Origin of the sequence: Streptomyces sp. NBC_01408 (genome assembly GCF_026340255.1) — a bacterium.
Classification (GTDB): Bacteria; Actinomycetota; Actinomycetes; order Streptomycetales; family Streptomycetaceae; genus Streptomyces.
Window position 1 is genome coordinate 136,897 of the sequence record NZ_JAPEPJ010000003.1, and the last position, 16,069, is coordinate 152,965.

The 16,069-nt window shown below is 71.0% G+C and carries 16 protein-coding genes and 2 pseudogenes; 8 read left to right on the plus strand and 10 right to left on the minus strand.

Going from position 1 to position 16,069, the window contains the following annotated elements; genetic code table 11:
* Positions 1-4: 4 nt before the first annotated feature.
* The gene (locus OG447_RS28425) at positions 5-766 is read left to right on the plus strand and encodes a sirohydrochlorin chelatase (protein ID WP_266940287.1); all 762 of its coding nucleotides are present in this window, start codon (positions 5-7) and stop codon (positions 764-766) included.
* 151 nt (positions 767-917) lie between these two features.
* Entirely contained in the window at positions 918-2,249 is a 1,332-nt protein-coding gene (locus tag OG447_RS28430) for a ricin-type beta-trefoil lectin domain protein (protein ID WP_266940288.1), read from the plus strand.
* Positions 2,250-2,355: 106 nt separating this feature from the next.
* On the opposite strand, the gene OG447_RS28435 is transcribed toward OG447_RS28430, so the two are convergent.
* Positions 2,356-3,357, minus strand: a complete 1,002-nt coding sequence (locus tag OG447_RS28435) for a ketopantoate reductase family protein (protein ID WP_266940290.1) — start codon at positions 3,355-3,357, stop codon at positions 2,356-2,358.
* A 45-nt stretch (positions 3,358-3,402) separates the two neighbouring features.
* Between OG447_RS28435 and OG447_RS28440 the strand changes: the two genes are divergently transcribed.
* Complete coding sequence (locus OG447_RS28440) at positions 3,403-4,248, plus strand: aldo/keto reductase (protein ID WP_266940291.1); 846 nt, start codon at positions 3,403-3,405, stop codon at positions 4,246-4,248.
* Positions 4,249-4,293: 45 nt separating this feature from the next.
* A complete protein-coding gene (locus OG447_RS28445) occupies positions 4,294-4,884 on the plus strand; it encodes a DUF6434 domain-containing protein (RefSeq protein WP_266940292.1) in 591 nt (196 codons plus the stop codon).
* Between the two features lie 71 nt (positions 4,885-4,955).
* Here the strand turns inward: OG447_RS28445 and OG447_RS28450 are convergent, their stop codons facing one another.
* The 7 genes from OG447_RS28450 to OG447_RS28480 form a co-directional block, all read right to left on the minus strand.
* Positions 4,956-5,330, minus strand: a complete 375-nt coding sequence (locus OG447_RS28450) for a lipocalin/fatty-acid binding family protein (RefSeq protein ID WP_266940293.1) — start codon at positions 5,328-5,330, stop codon at positions 4,956-4,958.
* 199 nt (positions 5,331-5,529) lie between these two features.
* Positions 5,530-6,123 (minus strand): DUF1697 domain-containing protein, encoded by a 594-nt coding sequence (locus tag OG447_RS28455; protein ID WP_266940294.1) that lies wholly within the window; start codon positions 6,121-6,123, stop codon positions 5,530-5,532.
* A gap of 44 nt (positions 6,124-6,167) precedes the next feature.
* The gene (locus OG447_RS28460) at positions 6,168-6,674 is read right to left on the minus strand and encodes a DinB family protein (protein ID WP_266940295.1); all 507 of its coding nucleotides are present in this window, start codon (positions 6,672-6,674) and stop codon (positions 6,168-6,170) included.
* Positions 6,675-6,788: 114 nt separating this feature from the next.
* Positions 6,789-7,988: a macrolide-inactivating glycosyltransferase gene (mgt, locus tag OG447_RS28465; protein ID WP_266940296.1), complete on the minus strand. Its 1,200-nt coding sequence runs from the start codon at positions 7,986-7,988 to the stop codon at positions 6,789-6,791.
* Positions 7,989-8,044: 56 nt separating this feature from the next.
* A complete protein-coding gene (locus OG447_RS28470; RefSeq protein WP_266940297.1) occupies positions 8,045-9,376 on the minus strand; it encodes a sugar ABC transporter substrate-binding protein in 1,332 nt (443 codons plus the stop codon).
* A complete protein-coding gene (locus OG447_RS28475; RefSeq protein ID WP_266940298.1) occupies positions 9,376-10,278 on the minus strand; it encodes a carbohydrate ABC transporter permease in 903 nt (300 codons plus the stop codon). Before OG447_RS28475 ends, OG447_RS28470 begins: the two co-directional genes overlap by 1 nt.
* Entirely contained in the window at positions 10,278-11,177 is a 900-nt protein-coding gene (locus tag OG447_RS28480; protein ID WP_266940299.1) for a carbohydrate ABC transporter permease, read from the minus strand. The genes OG447_RS28475 and OG447_RS28480 overlap by 1 nt, the downstream gene beginning before the upstream one ends.
* A gap of 140 nt (positions 11,178-11,317) precedes the next feature.
* On the opposite strand from OG447_RS28480, the gene OG447_RS28485 reads away from it, so the two are divergent.
* The gene (locus OG447_RS28485) at positions 11,318-12,199 is read left to right on the plus strand and encodes a phosphotransferase enzyme family protein (RefSeq protein ID WP_266940300.1); all 882 of its coding nucleotides are present in this window, start codon (positions 11,318-11,320) and stop codon (positions 12,197-12,199) included.
* A 435-nt stretch (positions 12,200-12,634) separates the two neighbouring features.
* Positions 12,635-12,818, plus strand: a pseudogene (locus OG447_RS28490) (tetratricopeptide repeat protein); the annotation flags it as partial.
* Positions 12,819-12,933: 115 nt separating this feature from the next.
* Here the strand turns inward: OG447_RS28490 and OG447_RS28495 are convergent.
* A complete protein-coding gene (locus tag OG447_RS28495) occupies positions 12,934-13,236 on the minus strand; it encodes a hypothetical protein (RefSeq protein WP_266940301.1) in 303 nt (100 codons plus the stop codon).
* 1,269 nt (positions 13,237-14,505) lie between these two features.
* The gene (locus OG447_RS28500; RefSeq protein WP_266940302.1) at positions 14,506-14,703 is read right to left on the minus strand and encodes a hypothetical protein; all 198 of its coding nucleotides are present in this window, start codon (positions 14,701-14,703) and stop codon (positions 14,506-14,508) included.
* Between the two features lie 156 nt (positions 14,704-14,859).
* Between OG447_RS28500 and OG447_RS28505 the strand changes: the two genes are divergently transcribed.
* Together OG447_RS28505 and OG447_RS28510 are read left to right on the plus strand one after the other, a co-directional pair.
* Complete coding sequence (locus tag OG447_RS28505; RefSeq protein WP_266940303.1) at positions 14,860-15,582, plus strand: GntR family transcriptional regulator; 723 nt, start codon at positions 14,860-14,862, stop codon at positions 15,580-15,582.
* Positions 15,583-15,660: 78 nt separating this feature from the next.
* Positions 15,661-15,992: pseudogene (locus tag OG447_RS28510) on the plus strand (tyrosine-type recombinase/integrase); the annotation flags it as partial.
* Positions 15,993-16,069: the final 77 nt, after the last annotated feature.

A 16,069-nucleotide genomic window follows, 5' to 3' on the forward strand; every position in this document is an offset into this window, starting at 1 on the left:
TCCCGTGTACAGCGCACCTGCCCTGCTGGTCATCGCCCACGGCAGCCGCGACCCGCGGCACGCGGCGACCGTGCACGCCCTCACCCGGCGGGCACGGGCGCTGCGGCCCGGGCTGCGGGTGGAGACGGCCTTCCTGGACTTCAACACCCCGTCGGTGGGACAGGCCCTGTCCGCCCTCTACCTGTCGGGCGTACGGGAGGTCGTGGCGCTGCCGCTGCTGCTGACCCGCGCCTTCCACGCGAAGTCCGATATCCCGGCCGCGCTGGCCGAGTCGAGCTCGCGCCTGCCGGGGCTGTCGGTGCGGGTGACGGACGTGCTCGGGCCGTCCCCGCTCCTGCTCGGCGCCCTCGAACGCCGGCTCGCCGAAGCCGGCCTCACCCCGGCGGACCGCTCCACCACCGCGGTGGTGCTCGCGTCCGCCGGATCCACAGACCCGGAGGCGATCGCAGTGATCGCTGAAACCGCGCGGGAGTGGCGGCGCACCGGTTGGTGCGCCGTGCGGCCTGCGTTCGCCTCCGCTGCCCTGCCCCGTACCGAGGACGCCGTACGGGCCCTGCGCGCCGAGGGCTTCGAACGGGTGGCGGTGGCCCCGTACGTCATCGCCCCCGGCCGCCTCCCGGACCGCATCGCGGCCGGCGCCGAGGCCGCGGGCGCGGACGTCCTCGCGGACGTGCTGGGCGCGGCCCCGGAACTGGCCACGCTGCTGCTGCGCCGCTACGACGCGGCCGCCGCCGCGCCCGCGAGGCTCCCGGCGCTGACCGCGTAGACCGTCCGTGGGCATGAGCCCCCGCGGGTCGCCAACTGGGCGGCCCCCGGGGGCTCTTCGCCGTCCTGACCTATCATCTGTTCGATTCCCGCCTCCCCGGACGTGGTCCGGGGGCCGGGGAGTCGATCCATGATGAAAGGGCAACAGGCACTTGGGATTCACAGGCAAGCGTCGGATATCCGTCGTCGCGGCGACGGCCGTGGCGGCGATCGTGGGAGGTCTCCAGCTCTCCTCCAGCGCCTTCGGCACCGAGGGCACCGGGCCGCAGGCCGTGAGCGAGCAGGAGGTGTCGGCGCCGCTTCCCGCGGAGGCGCCCGACGCCCACCACGAGGACTCCGCCGTCTACAGCAGCGACCACACCGGCTTCGAGAACGGGGTCATGTCGCTCGGCCCCACCACGGCCGCTCCCGCGGCGAGGGCGGCCGCGGCCGCCGCCCAGGCGCCGCCGCAGGGCGAGGGGTGGAAGCTGAGCGGTGCGACCAAATGGCTGGCGACCGGCTACACGATCAAGTTCTTCGACCAGAAGTCCGTGGACTGGCTGGGCCCTTATGTGAAGGCCTCGGCCGCGGACCTGCAGCGCATCACGAACCTGCCGGTCACCGTCGACACCAAGCCGGTCGGCTGGGAGTACGAGCGGCCCAAGGGCGAGGTGCTCATCGGCGTCCTGCACCGGCCGTGCCTGCCGCCCGCCGGTGAGGGCAGCATGGGCAACTCGGGCTGGAAGGTGGTGCACGACGGCTCGGGAAGCGCGAACCTGAGCTGCGGTTTCACCAGCTCCTCCGTGCCCGAGACCGTCACCAGCGGGCACGCCTACATCGACAGCGAGTTCTTCACCCCGGCCGGCAAGCCGACCGCGGCCATGGGCGAGACGTACATGCGCAACCACATCAGCCACGAGCTCGGGCACACGCTGGGGCTGACGCACGCCAACCGCAGCCTGACCAAGGGCGACTGCGTCAAGGGGACCGACTCGGGCCAGTTCCCGGTCATGTGCTCGCCCGCGTACGCGTACCAGGACAAGCGCGCGGGGACCTACGTGCAGCAGTTCGACGTACAGGGTCTGCGCCGCCTCGCCGCCGGCGCGGGCGCCGCGCTGCCCCCGCAGGGCAGGGTGAGCGGGATCGCCGGGAAGTGCCTGGACGTCAAGGGCGGAAAGGCGGCCAACGGTACGCAGATCCAGCTCTACACCTGCAACGGCTCGGCCGCGCAGTCCTGGATCCTGGGCAAGGACGGCACGTTCCGCGCCTTCGGCAAGTGCCTGGACAACGCGCGCAACGCGAGCACGAACGGCAACAGGATCAGCCTCTTCGACTGCAACGGCTCGGCTGCGCAGCGCTGGTCCGTCAACGTCAAGGGGCAGGTCGTGCACGTCGCGTCGGGCAAGGTCCTCGACGTGACCGGCGGCGCGACCGCCAACAGCACCCCGGTGCAGCTGTACACGGCGAACACCGGCAAGGGCCAGGTCTGGGTCACCCCGAAGTAGCCTCCGGCGCGGCCCTGCCCGGGGCTGCGGCGCGGCGCCCTGTCCGGGCGGGCGGGCGGACCGCCCGTCCCGGACGGGGCCTCACTCCCGGCGCCCGGCCACAGCACTAGCCGCGGGCCGCGGCCTCGTCGGCGAGGGCCGTCAGGTCCTCGACGGACATCGCGCCCGGCGGGAGCGACTCGCGCGCGAAGATGTTCGCCGCGTGGCGCAGGACGTCGTTGACCGGGGTCGGCACCCCGTGCAGCCGGCCCAGCAGGCAGATCTCCCCGTTGAGGTAGTCCGCCTCCACCGAGCCCGTGCCCCGGGCCAGGCTCTGCCAGGAGGAACCGCCCCGGACGCCCGGCGGCTGGTTCACCTTGCCGTCGCGCGCCTCGGCCTGCTCGGCCTCGGAGGCGTAGGCGATGCCCGCGGCGGCGAAGGCGGCCTTCGCCTCGCGGACGGCCCGCAGGAGCAGCGCCGCCTTCGCCGGGTCCGGCTCGGGGCCGGTCGTCGCCTGGACGGCGTTGCCGAGGTTCCCCAGCAGCTTCGCGTGCTTCCACCGCATCACGTCCTCGACCACGGGCGCCTCGAAGCCGGCCTTCTCCAGGTCGGCCGCGATCCGCCGGGCCCGGTCGTCCGCGCCGCCGGCCGCCAGGCCCAGGTGCAGGATGCCGGTCAGGGGTGTGCACAGGGCCGAGACCACGCCCGGCTCCAGGAAGGTGGCGGGCAGCCACACGCACACCCCGTACACCCGTGCGAAGCGGCGCAGTGCCAGCCGCTCGCTCTCCACGCCGTTCTGCGCGCACAGGAGCGGCAGCCGCTGCGCCGCCGTGCCGCCGCCCGCGACCTCCGCGTCGCCCCACGCGTCGAGCGCGGCGATCGCGTCCTGGGTCTTCACCGCCAGGAGCAGCACGTCGTCGGGGCGCAGCTCGCCCAGTTCGCCCGGTCCGCCGACCACGGGCAGCCGGTGCACCCGGGGCCCGTCGGCCGTGGTGAGGCGGAGTCCGTCCGCCCGCAGGGCTTCCGCGTGCGCGCCGCGCGCGACGAGGACGACCTCGCCGCCCGTCTCCGCGAGCCGTCCGCCGATGGTGGCGCCTACCGCGCCCGCGCCGATGATGATGTACCGCATGACCACGAGCCTGGCACATCCCGGGCCCTGAGTTACCGTCGGGGCATGGCGCACACGACGTTCAGTCTCGGTGGGGACCTTCCCGTACGGCGGCTCGGGCTCGGTACGGGAGGCCTGGTCGGCCCCGGCTACTGGGGACCGCGCGGCGGCCGGGCCGAGGCCCGGGAGCTGCTGCGCACGGCGGTGGAGCGGGGGGTCACCCTCATCGACACCGCCGACAACTACGGGCCCGACCTGGCCGAGGAGCTGATCGCCGACGCCCTGTACCCGTACGGGGAGGAGCTGGTCGTCGCCACCAAGGGCGGGGTGGTGCGCACCGGGCCCGACCAGTGGCATCTCGCGGGCCGCCCGGAGCAGTTGCGGGCGATGTGCGAGGGGAGCCTGCGCCGGCTGCGGGTGGAGCGGATCGGCCTCTACCAGCTGCACCGCTTCGACCCGTCGGTGCCGATGGCGGAACAGCTGGGCGCACTGGCCGAGTTGCGGGCCGAGGGCAAGATCCGGCACATCGGCCTGGACACGGTCACCGCCGAACAGCTGTGCCTGGCACGGGAGTCGGTGCCGGTCGCCTCCGTGCAGAACCCGTACAACCTGCTGGAGCGGAGCTCGGCGGAGGTGCTGGCGCTGTGCGAGGCGCACGGGATCGCCTTCCTCCCGTACTACCCCCTGGGCAGCGGCACCCTGACCCGCGAGAGTGCGGCGGCGGTCACCGCGGTGGCCACCGCGCACGGCGCGGGCCCGGGCCAGGTCGCCCTGGCGTGGCTGCTGCACCACTCGCCCGCGCTGTGCCCCACGCCGGGTACGGGTTCACCCGTACACCTGGCGGAGAACCTGGACGCGGCCACCGTCCACCTCACGGCTGCCGAACTGGCCCTGCTGGACGCACTGGCCTGAGCCGGCGCGGTCGGGCGGGCGGGCGGCGCGACCTAGAATGGGAACATGAGTACGAACGACGGCGCTCCCGACGCCGCGCGTCCCGCCCTGACCCCCACACTGACCGGGACCGAGCTGATGCGCTGGTACTGGACGCTGGCCGAACTGACCGCGCTCGCCCGGCAGCTCGGCCTCTCCACCGCGGGCGGGAAGGCTGCGCTCACGGACCGGCTCGCCGCCGTGCTCGACGGACGCCCCGAGCCGCGGCCGGCCCGCACCACCCGGCGCGGCGGAAGGCAACTGGCGGCCCCGGTCGACGGGGCCACCGTGATCCCCGACGGCCAGCGGTGCAGCCAGGTGCTCCGGGAGTACTTCACCCGGGAGATCGGGCCCGCCTTCCACTTCGACGCCTTCATGCGTGACTACGTCGCCCAGGGCGCGGGACGCACCCTCGCGGAGGCCGTCTCCCACTGGCACGCCACCAGGCAGCGGGCCGCCGAACCCCAGGAGGTCGGCGCCCAGTTCGAGTTCAACCGGTTCCTGCGCGACTGGCACGCCGGCCACCCGGACGCCCCGCGCACCGATGCCCTGGCAGCCTGGCGCGCCCACCGTGCCCGCCCCAAGGACCTGCGCGCCCCCCAGGCGGACACCACCTGACTAGCGCTGGTCACAGCACTAGGCGGCCCTCTTGAACACGCGGACGGCCGAGACGCCCTGCGTCGAGTACGTCACCACGAGCGCCTCGTCGGTGAACTCCCGCACGATCGTGCCGTGCCCCCGCCGATCCTCCGTACCTCGGTGAGCCGGTTGCCCTCGCCGGTGACGACCGACGTCGCCTTGCGCCCGTCGGGCGTCGCCAGGTCGAACTCCTGGTCCAGCCGGAACTCGTCCACCGTGTTCTGCATGCCGGTGACGGTCTCCAGGGTCCAGAGCCCGTCCTCGTACGAGAACGTCTGGACGGGGGTGGCCGCGTTCGCCGCGGCCCGCGCGGGCGCGCCCACTCCGACGGCCTGGAGGTAGGCGTCGAAGTTCTCGCTGGAGACCATCTCCCAGCTGCCGGCGGCCGTGGCGGCGAGGGCGGGCGCGTTGCCGTTGTCCGTCATGGGGGTTCTCTTCACTGTCCGGGCGGGCCGACGGCCCGCGCTGCGATCACCGCGGACCATCCACGCACGCCGGACCGGAGCAGCGGTGGAGCGGAGCCGAATCCTGCCGGGCGGGGCGCGGCAGGTCAGGTGGGCCCGGCCGGCCCGTCGCGGTCAGTCCTCCGCCAGTCCTCTCCGCCAGTCCTCCGTCAGTCCTCCGTCAGTCCTCCGTCAGCTCGACGAGCTTGGCGACGGTGTTCCAGTTCCGGGTCGTCACGTCGATGCCCTTGACCACGGCGGGCCTGGCGAGGGCCTCGCCCAGCTTGGAGCGGCCCAGGCCGTCCGGGGCGTAGAGGTAGAGGACGCGGTCGCCGATCCGGTACTCCTCCGGGAGGTACGCCGCCTCCTCGATTGCGGCGAAACGCTCCGCACCGGGCTGCTCGGCGAAGAAGGTGGCGTGGAGCTGCTTACCCTCCAGTTCGGCGGCCGGGAAGGGGCAGGCCCGCGCGACGGCACGCAGGTACTCCCCGTCCACCACCAGGCAGGGCACCCGGAAGCCGAAGTGCGCCTCGATGGCCGCCTCCAACTCCCGGGCGAGCACCGCCGGATCCTCGTTCGCACTGCTGAAGACGGCGTTGCCGCTCTGGAGGTACGTCCGCACCTCGCCGTGACCGAGCCCCTCCAGCACGGCGCGCAGCTCGGCCATGGGGACCTTCTTGCTCCCGCCGACGTTGATCCCGCGCAGCAGCGCCGCGTACCTCTTCGCACCGGCCTTCTTCGTGGCGTCGTTCTTCGTGGCGTCCTTCTTCGTCATGGGGGCACCCTAGGACTTGTCCGCCGGCCATGTCCCTGCGCGTCCTAGCCGCCGGTCGTGCCGTCGAGCAGCTCGCGCAGGACGTCGAGGTGGCCGTTGTGACGGGCCGTCTCCTCGGTGAGGTGGAGGAGGATCCAGCGCAGGTCGACGCGGAGGCCGTTGCGGACGGCTCGCTCGGCCTGGGTGTCCAGGCTGTTCCCGGCGACCAGTTCGCGGTAGCGGGCGCTCTGTTCGGCGTATTCGCCGAGCAACTGGGTGAGCGGGAAGTCGACGGCGATACGCATCTCGCGGTCGGGGTCCTCCTCGGTCCAGGGGCCCCGGTCCTCCTCGCCGAGGAAGACCACCTGGAACCAGTAGTACTCGACCCAACGGAGGTGGTTGACCACTCCGCTCATGGTCATCAGCGGTGAGGCCGACAGGAGGGCCTTGCGGGCGTTCTCCTCGGTCACGCCATCGCACTTGGCGCGGGCGGTGTCACGTGTGTAGTCGAGGAACGTGGTGAGCTGGGTGCGCTCGTCCCACGCGGGCGGCGTGTCGTCGATTCTGGTCATCTCGCGAAGCGTCCCCGATCACCCCGACCGATGTCGAGGTGTTTATCGACAGGGCCCGACCTGCTCCCCCACAGCATTAACTCCTTTCTCACGGGTCGCTACAGCGCTTCAGCACTAGGCCAGTTCGGCCTCGATCAGGTCGGCGGCCTCGCGGGTGCCCCCTTCGGTGGCCATCTGGGCCCGGACGGCCTCCGCGCGGGCGGCGACCTCCGGGTCGTCCACCAGGGCGAGGACGGCCTCGCGGAGGGTGGCGGCGTCGGCCCGGTCCATCGGGACGTGCCGGGCCACGCCGAGCGAGACCAGCATGTCGGCGTTGCCGAACTGGTCCACGGCCTGGGGGACGGCGACCATCGGGGTGCCGGTGGCGAGGCCCTCCTGGCTGCCCCCGGCGCCCGCGTGGGTGATGAAGGCGTCGGCCTGGCGCAGGATGTCCAGCTGGGGAACCCAGCGGTGGACCTCGACGTTGGCGGGGATCTCGCCGAGTGCGGCCTCGTCGGTGAACTTGCCGATCTGGAGTACGACATGCCAGTCCGGGAGGTCCGCGAAGGCGTCCATGCAGGCCCGGTAGAAGGCGGGCTGCTTGGTGAAGGCGGAGCCGAGCGAGACCAGGAGGACCCGCTTGCCCGCCGCGGCCGCGGGCCGCTGCCAGCCGCCCTGCTCGGCGCGCTCGCCCTGGCAGGCGCCGACGAAGGTGTACACGGAGGTGTCGACGCGGTCGGCGTTCGGCTGGAGCGCCCTGGGGATCAGGACGAGGCTGCGGCGCGGGCGACTCTGGAGACGTTCGATCTGCCCGTCGAGGCCGTTCTCGATGAGCCAGGCGGCGAACCGGGCGTAGTACGCCTGCCCGCGCTCGGAGGCCTTCAGCCCGGCGAACATCGGCTCGGCCACCTCCTCCTCGTACCCCTCCCAGGCGACCAGGTTCGGGGAAAGGGACACGGCGGGGACGCCCCAGCGATGCGCGAGGACGGGAGCCGGGTAGGAGGTGATGTCGTGGAGGACGAGTTCCGGCTCGTCTCCCTCGAAGGCAGCGGCGAGCTGCGGGAGGACCTGTATGGCGTCGTCGAGGAAGGGCTCCAGGTTGTCGATCAGCTCGGTGCCCCAGGCCTCCGGCTCGTCGTCGGTGGGCAGGGTGGAGGTGTAGATCACCGGGGTGGCGCCGGTCTCCGCGATCTTCTCGGCGAAGGCTGCGGGGATGGCGTAGCTCACCCGGTGGCCGCGGGCGACGAGCTCCCGGATCACTTCGATGCTCGGGTTCACGTGCCCGTGGGCGGCGATGGAGAACATGGCGATGTGTGCGGGCTTGGCTGAGGTCATGCGAGGACCATAACGAGACGATACGTCTCGTGCAACTGGCTTTTACCGGGCCGCCCTCAGCGCTGGTACCGGGCCAGGACCCGGTTCCCGTCCCTGACCAGGTGTTTCTCCAGTTCGCCGAGGTCGATCGCACCGCTGTAGAACTCCTGGAGAGCGGGGGTCGCCACCTTGTCCTTCCACTCCGGATAGCCGCGCACCGACTGCGCGGGCGCCGGGCGCAGCCCCTGCGCGAGCGCGGCGCCCGTGGCCCAGCCGTGTTCGGGGGTGCGCAGGGCGGGATCGGCCAGGGCCTGGTTCCCCGTCGGCAGCATCCAGTCCCCGCGGGCGAGGCGGACCATGTTGGCCGGCCGCAGCAGGAAGTCGATGAAGGCCGCCGCCTCCTTCTTGTACGGGCTGTCACCCGCGATCGACAGGGTCTGCGGGCTCACTCCCTGGAGCGGCCCGGGCAGCCCGTCCGCCCCGGCCGGCGGCGGCAGCACCTGCCAGTCGAAGCCGGGCGGGGCCTGCTGGACGATCTGCTGGCGGTACGAGAACCCGAGCGGGACCATCGCGTACCTGCCGCCGAAGAAGCCGGGCAGGGTGTCGGAGCCGCCCATCCCCAGCGTGGTCCGGGCAGCGCTGTGGTCGGTGTGGATCTGGGCCCGGATGGTGGCGGGGACGACGGAGTCGCCCTCCTCCCAGCGGATGACGGCCCTGCCGTCGGCCTCGCGGTGGAAGAGCCGGCCGCCCGCGGACAGGCCGAGGTTGAGGGTCGCCGAGACGGGGTCCTTGAGCGGCCAGGCCACCCCGTACCGGCCGTCGGCGGTGAGCCGCTCGGCCGCGGTGCGGAACTCCGCCCAGCTCCAAGGGGCTTCGGGCGTCGGCACACGGACCCCGGACTCGCGCAGCAGCGCGGTGTTGGCCATCAGTACCCGGGGTTCCTGGAGGAAGGGCACCCCGTACACCCCGCCGTCCGGCCCGAAGGTGGTGGTCTCCCAGCTGCGGGCCGGGATGTCGGCCTTGAGCCGGTCGGAGAGCAGCGGCCGCAGATCGGCGAGGAAGCCGCCGTACGCGAAGTCGGCGAGGTCGTCGGAGGCGTCGTGGATGACGTCGGGGGCCTCGCCGCCCTCGAAGGAGGTCAGCAGCTGGTCGTGGACGCTGCTCCAGGAGCCCTGGACGTACTGGACCTGGATGCCGGGGTGGGCGGCGTTCCACTCGGCGACCAGGGCCTTGTTGGCGTCCACGGACTCCTTCTGCCAGGCGAGCGACTGGAAGCGCAGCCGGACCACCCCGTCGGAGCCGCCTCCCGCGGAGCCGCCGCCTCCGGCGGAACAGCCGCCGAGCAGTCCGGCCAGCAGGGCGAGCGCGGCGGCGGAACGTGCGCAGGCCCGCCGTGCGCGGGTCCCCATCAGCTCTTCACCGCCCCGGCCAGCATGCCGCCGGTGATCCGCTTCTGGATCACCGAGAAGATCACCAGGGACGGCAGGGTGGCGAGGAACGCGGCGGCGGCGAGCGGGCCGAGGTCGGCGGCTCCCTCCGCGCCCACGAAGTGGGTCAGGACGACCGGCAAGGTCTGCTGCTCCGGGGTCTTGAGGAGGACCAGGGCGAAGAAGAACTCGTTCCAGGCGGTGACGAAGGCGAAGAGCGCGGTGGCCACGATCCCCGGCGCCAGCAGCGGCGCGACCACCGAGACGAGGGTGCGCAGCCGGCCGGCCCCGTCCATCGCCGCCGCCTCCTCCAGCTCCGGGGGCACGGCCCGGACGTAGCCGGTCAGCATCCACAGCGCGAACGGCAGCGACCAGACGACGTAGACGAGGACCAGTCCGGGCACCGAGTTGACCAGGTGCAGGTTCTTGAGCAGCAGGAACAGGGGGATGATCACCAGCACGAAGGGGAAGGCCTGGCTGACCACCACCCAGCCGGTGACGCCGGTGGACAGCCTCCCCCGGCGGCGGGCGAGGACGAAGGCCATCGGGGTGGCGAGGACGACCGCGATGACGGCGGCGCACAGGGCTGCGGTGAGGCTGTTGAACGCGGCGTGCAGCAGCGGCTGTTCGGCGAAGGCCTGGCGGAAGTTGCCGAGGGTCGGGTCCTGCGGGATCCAGGTGGGGTGCAGGCTGCCGAGCTCGCGCGGGGGCTTGAAGGCGGTGGAGAGCAGCCACAGGAAGGGGAAGGCGAGGAAGACCAGGTAGGCGGCGAGCGCGGCGTACTGCGCGGCGCGGACCCGCACCTTGGTCTGGCTGGGACTCCGGCCCCGGCTGCGGCTGTTGCTCCGGCTCCGGCTCCGGTTGCGACTGCTGGGCGAGTCCATCAGCTGTCCCCTCCCCGGAGCCGTCCGGCCAGGTGGAAGGCGAGCAGGACCGAGATCACCGCGACCATCACGCAGCCCATGGCGGCGGCGTACCCGAACTGCCCGTACCGGAAGGCCTCCTCGTACGCGAAGAGCATCGGCAGCCGCGTACGGCCGCCGGGCCCGCCGTTGGTCAGTACGTAGACCAGCGCGAAGGAGTTGAAGTTCCAGATGAAGTTGAGCGCGGTGATGGACAGCGCCACCGGCTTGAGCGCGGGCCAGGTCACCGTCAGGAACCGGCGCCAGGCCCCGGCGCCGTCGAGCGCGGCTGCCTCGTGGAGCTCGTGCGGGGTGTTCTGCAGGCCCGCCAGCAGGGCGACCGTGGTCTGCGGCATGCCCGCCCAGATGCCGACCACGATCACGGCGGGCAGGGCGGTGGCCAGGCCGCTCAGCCAGTCGGTGTCCCCGGCGAGGCCGAGGCCGGACAGGGTTTCGTTGAGCACCCCCGCGTCGGGGTGGTAGACGAGCCGCCACATGACGGCGACGACCACCTCGGGCATGGCCCAGGGGATGATCGCGAGCGATCGGGCCAGCCACCGGAAGCGGAGCTTCTGGTTGAGCAGCAGGGCGAGGCCGAGGGCCAGCAGGAACTGCGGGACGGTGACCCCGACCGCCCACAGCAGGCCGATCCGGAAGGACTCCCAGAAGAGCCGGTCGTGGAGCAGGTCCCGGAAGTTGAGGAGCCCCACCCACTGTGTGGGGGAGGTCCGGCCGGACTGGGAGTCGGTGAAGGCGAGGGCGAGGCCGTAGAGCAGCGGTCCTACGCTGAGCAGCAGGATCGGCAGGAGCGCGGGCAGGACCAGGAACCACGCCCCGTGGTCGGCCCGGCGGCCCGCCGGGGAGGTGATGGCCGAGGTCACATGTACCCGCCTTCCGGGTGGACCGTCCGCGATCCTCCTCGGCCATCGTGCGCAGCCCCTGATGGCGCGTCAAGGCACCGGACACCGGGGTGCGAGACTTGGCGGATTCACGACGATCCGGCGAGGGACGAGCGAACGGCATGGACGAGGCGCAGGCCAGGGACGTACTGACGGCGGCGGGCCTCGGGACGGGGGCGGGCCTCGGCGCGGGGGCGGGGCGGGAGCCGGAACTCCTCGCGTTCGGCGAGAACGCCGTGTTCGCCGTCGGCGAGCTGGTGGTGAAGGTGGGCCGGGAGACGTCACTGCTGGAGCGGGCGGCCCGGGAGCTCGGGGTGGCGGCCTGGCTCGCGGAGTCCGGCATCCCGGCGGTCCGGGCGGCCGAGGCCGCGCCGCGGCTGGTCGGCGGGCACCCGGTGACCCTGTGGCACCGGCTCCCGGAGGCGGTCCGTCCGGCGGGCCCGGCCGATCTGGCGGAGCTGCTCCGGCTGCTCCACGCCCTGCCCGCGCCGCCGTTCGCCCTTCCGCCGCGGGACCTGCTGGGCGGGGTCGAGCGCTGGCTGCGGCTGGCCGGGGACGCCGTCGACCCGGCGGACGCGGCGTACCTGCGGGCCCGCCGCGACGCCTACGCCGACGAGGTGGCCACCCTGACCCCGCACCTGCCCCCGGGGGCCGTCCACGGCGACGCGCTGCCCCGCAACGTGCACGTGGGCCCGGACGGCCCGGTGCTGGTCGACCTGGAGACCGTATCGGCCGATCTGCGCGAGCACGACCTGGTGGTGATGGCGCTCTCCCGCGACCGGTACGGCCTGCCCGCCGAGGACTACGACACCTTCGTGACCGCGTACGGCTGGGACGTCCGCGAGTGGGAGGGCTGCGGGGTCCTGCGCGGCGCCCGCGAGACGGCCAGCTGCGCCTGGGTCTCCCAACACGCACCGGCCAACCCGAAGGCCCTGGCCGAATTCCGCCGCCGGGTCGCCTCCCTCCGCAACGGCGACCGCGAAACCCGCTGGCACCCCTTCTGACCGCTTCCTCCCCTTACGACCCGCCTCACACCCCAAGCCCAGGGAAAAACGCGACAATTCAAGTCCAATTTTCTGCAGGCCGACAAGGCCGATTTTTGCATCGATTAGCGCCACCTTAAGTGCTCGACGCTCCGAAATCGCAACCCTAACTTTACGCCCACCTTGTGTGAATTCAACGGAATACGCGATCCACGCCTCGTAGACATGTCGAGTCAACTCCCTGGACGCGACACTTCGCCGAAATAGTGCCTCGGTAGAGAGTGACGATTTACCCACAGTTCCCGACCACAAGTTGAACTTTGCGCTCTCGGCCTGGAGCTCGCCAAAGGGTGGTGCCATTAGACTGTCGGATCCGCTCGCCCTGGGTGAGTTCGCCGGCGTCTACCCAGCCGTGGCGGGTCTCGCTCCAGTACGGGTGGCGGTAGGTGGAGGCGCAAGCGCGTCCACGCACTCACCCACGCCGACCTCAGCGACAGTCTGGCTGCCCAGGCCCGTGCCGACGAAGCGGTCGTGCCTGGACCCGGGCGTTGTTCCTCGTGGACGACATGACTTCCGACCGCACCCGCAAGGCGATCGCCTCGATCCCTCCGCCCTCGCGATCGACCAGCGCCGCCGCGTCCCGGCCCCGCCAATCTCGCCCGCTGCGTGCAACGGGCCCCGCCGAACAGGGGCTCAGCGGGACCCGTTGGCACCTATGCCGCGTCAGAGCCCTGCAACTCTGACACCGCCACCCTCTACCGGGAGAATTCCCTCTCAAGCACCGCTTGCCAATCATCACCAGCGAGGCCAGAAGCCATCAGCAGATCCCGCCAATCGCTCCGTGCTACGTCCAAAGCAACATCGAGCTGGATTCCCTGCTTGCACAGGATGACGATAGCCCCGGCGATCCTTTCCAGATCCTGCACCCCGAAGGTGGACTCATCAACGCCCGCGAGATCCGCTATTATCTTTTCGCGGAAATCTCCGTCAAATTCTCGGGATATTAGTTCGACAATCCGGCCTGAAAGAATCACACTCACCCCAAAGATGGAGGTCATCAGAGACGACCAGGAATCATGTAGCCGTAGGCGGACCTACCCTCCCGGGAGAATGTATATCCAGCCTCCAGAAGCTGATTCAACTCGCGGCATACACAGACTCACCTAGTGGACTTGTCAGCGCCCTACCGTCAACAGGTGTGGCGTGATACGCCTTCTGCCGCTTTTCGATCCCCCCTGGATGAATGCATCGTTGTTTTGAATGCTCCACCCTTCCATGTTGAGGACTTCGCGATTTGGCAAGTTTGTCGCCATTTCAGTGTCTGGCAGTCTTCCAAGGACAACGAACTCGTCGTCATTCTGGGAAGGCAGCTCAGTGCAGCTCGTGTTGTGGACAAGGGCCGCAATGGCACCTGCGAGCACATAGTACGTGTGCGTGCTGAGGTATTGTCATCTGCGTTTTCGCGGGTCAGCGGAATTCAGCCAGTCCGTGGGTGTGCGTGGAAGTACCGTGTTGTGCGCCCTTGTTGCCGTCGGCGTTGCCGCCAGACGGTCACGGGCGTGAGGGCGGCGGAGTGGGCTTTGGCCGGTGTCCTGTTCGGGTTGGGGTCGGGCATGGTCAGGGGGCCGTACGCTGGCCGGCAACTCGGGCAGGCTTTGATCCTGCCCGGAATTTGAACGAGTGGCCCCCTGGCCTTGCCCGACTCGGGCCCCGGCCCGAACAGGTGGGTAAAGCCCACGGAGCCGACCGCCCCACTCACGAGCTGCGCATCAGCCGACTCCCAGCTGCTGCCTCGCCGTCGGCCTGGCGCTCGTCGTGCGGACGCGTCCGGCTTCCTCCGCGCTTCCGGCACAACGCTGCGCTGTCTCTGCGCGGCCTGGTCGCTGGCCGGCCCGCGGTGGCGGAGCCGAGAGCGGGCCGGGTGGGCGGCCGTGCCGCGCGCGACCCGCGTCAGCGGGTCGCCTTGAAGACGTATAGAAAGTTTGGACGCATCACTCTTCCGCTGTACGCCATGGCCATCGGTGGAGACTCGTGCCGGGGATGCGGCCTCGGGCGTCGGCTTGGCTGGCGTGGCTTCAGGTGGTGCTGCCGTAGCTGCGCCTACTCGGCCCGGGTCACTTTCGCGTGGTCGGTGAAGATGCGTCTGAAGAGGTCGTGGCCAGTGCGTCCGGCGTGGCGAAGGGCCCAGGCTTGTGCGGCCTCTTGCTCATCGTGCGGGCCGGATTCAGCGTCGCAGCCTGCGGTGACGCAGAAAGCTTCGTAGGTAATGCCGCCCTCGGGGACGTGCCGGATGGTGTGGGGTACATGCCGGTACACGGCTCGGGCGGTCACTGGTGGCCTTCGGGGTGGCGTCGCATGTAGACGTTGCAGTCGGTCACGGTCGTCATGTCGCCGACCATGTGTGCGCGGTCGCGTACGTTGGCCAGTTCGGTGCAGCCCGCACAACCCTCGACGGGATCCGGGTCCGGCTCCAGTCGCAGCGGTAGTTCAACAGTCGCAGTCGAGTACCTGGTCGGCTCACTCATGGTGCGTCGCCACCCTTCGAACGTCACATGGCTGACCTGTTGACAGGTCGGTGCTCTAGTTCAGTATTCGAGTGGCCGAAGCACTCCCGCTACGGTTCGCAGTGCACTAGTGTGCCCTCACTGACAGCACGTCAACTCAATGGAGGGGCACGCCTTATGCCCAGTCCCAAGACGTTCACGAAGATCGCTGATCACTTCCGGGAGCGCATCCTGTCGGGCGAGCTCGCGCCGGGTGCCAAGCTGCCGACCAACCGGGAGATCGCCGGACAGTGGCAGGCCGCAGCCGCCACCGTGTCCCGTGCTCTGCAAGCTCTCCAGGTCGAGAACTTCATCCGCACCACCCCCAGGGGTACGTTCGTCGCAGATGACCCGAGGTGGACCCTGTCGGCGCGGGACCGACTCGCCCGCGTCCAGCGGGTGAAGTCGTTCCTGGCGGAGGGAGAGACGAGCCGTGTGACGGCTGCCGAGCTGATCGCCCCGCCGCTGTACGTGGCCGAGATCTTCGATCTGGATACCGGAGACCAGGTCGTCCGTCGCGAGTGGCTGGCCGGCCGCGGCAAGACACGGACCGTGTTCGCGGTGACCTGGTACCCGGCACCGTTCGCCGCCTTGGTCCCCGATCTGCTGAACACCGCTCCGGGCCGCAATCACGGCTTGTCCTCGCGCGTGCTCGAAGCCACCGGGCGCACGATCACCCACGCCAGGGACGACATGCACGCCCGCCCCGCCGACGCGCGGGAGGCAAGCGCGCTGGGGCTAGCCGTCGGCTCACCGATCCTGGCCGGTGCCCACAGGTGGTCGGACTCGGAAGGGATCATCGAGTACGGGGAATGGTGCCTGCCGCCCCGGTTCACGATCGGCTACGAGTACCAGCCCTGACGCATGAACGCGAAGCGTCCCCGGAGAGCCCAAGGCTCCGGGGACGCTCAGTCACTTCTGTGTGCCTCAGCTGGCGTGTGGAAAGACAACGGCCTCGTCTTCGCCACTCCAACCGGTGCCCCACTCGACCCGGCCAATCTCACTCGCAGCTTCCGCGGCCTCCTGGACCGACCAGCCCTGCGCCGCATCCGCTTCCACGACCTGCGGCACTCGACCGCCACCCTGCTCCTGGAACAGGGCGTCGAACTCGTCGTCATCAAGGAAGCCACGCCCACATCGGCGTCACCGCCGACGTCTACCCCCACGTAAGGATCCGCCTCCAACGCCAAGCCATCGACACCCTCAACGACGCCCTCGGTCGGCCCGAGAACCACCCTGACGCCCCGCCCTCCTCGGCAGGCGTCCGCTGACGTTGCCGTCACCGTTGCCGTCAAACGGCTGAGAGGCCCCACCGGTGATCACCGGTGGGGCCTCTCAGTATTTCATG

Bases quoted from the DNA above. Each gene is read 5' to 3' on its own strand.
- OG447_RS28435 (WP_266940290.1), bottom strand. From the start codon at position 3,357: ATGCGGTACATCATCATCGGCGCGGGCGCGGTAGGCGCCACCATCGGC.
- OG447_RS28440 (WP_266940291.1), top strand. From the start codon at position 3,403: ATGGCGCACACGACGTTCAGTCTCGGTGGGGACCTTCCCGTACGGCGG.
- OG447_RS28445 (WP_266940292.1), top strand. From the start codon at position 4,294: ATGAGTACGAACGACGGCGCTCCCGACGCCGCGCGTCCCGCCCTGACC.
- OG447_RS28450 (WP_266940293.1), bottom strand. From the start codon at position 5,330: ATGACGGACAACGGCAACGCGCCCGCCCTCGCCGCCACGGCCGCCGGC.
- OG447_RS28455 (WP_266940294.1), bottom strand. From the start codon at position 6,123: ATGACGAAGAAGGACGCCACGAAGAACGACGCCACGAAGAAGGCCGGT.
- OG447_RS28460 (WP_266940295.1), bottom strand. From the start codon at position 6,674: ATGACCAGAATCGACGACACGCCGCCCGCGTGGGACGAGCGCACCCAG.
- mgt (WP_266940296.1), bottom strand. From the start codon at position 7,988: ATGACCTCAGCCAAGCCCGCACACATCGCCATGTTCTCCATCGCCGCC.
- OG447_RS28470 (WP_266940297.1), bottom strand. From the start codon at position 9,376: ATGGGGACCCGCGCACGGCGGGCCTGCGCACGTTCCGCCGCCGCGCTC.
- OG447_RS28475 (WP_266940298.1), bottom strand. From the start codon at position 10,278: ATGGACTCGCCCAGCAGTCGCAACCGGAGCCGGAGCCGGAGCAACAGC.
- OG447_RS28485 (WP_266940300.1), top strand. From the start codon at position 11,318: ATGGACGAGGCGCAGGCCAGGGACGTACTGACGGCGGCGGGCCTCGGG.
- OG447_RS28495 (WP_266940301.1), bottom strand. From the start codon at position 13,236: ATGACCTCCATCTTTGGGGTGAGTGTGATTCTTTCAGGCCGGATTGTC.
- OG447_RS28500 (WP_266940302.1), bottom strand. From the start codon at position 14,703: ATGAGTGAGCCGACCAGGTACTCGACTGCGACTGTTGAACTACCGCTG.
- OG447_RS28505 (WP_266940303.1), top strand. From the start codon at position 14,860: ATGCCCAGTCCCAAGACGTTCACGAAGATCGCTGATCACTTCCGGGAG.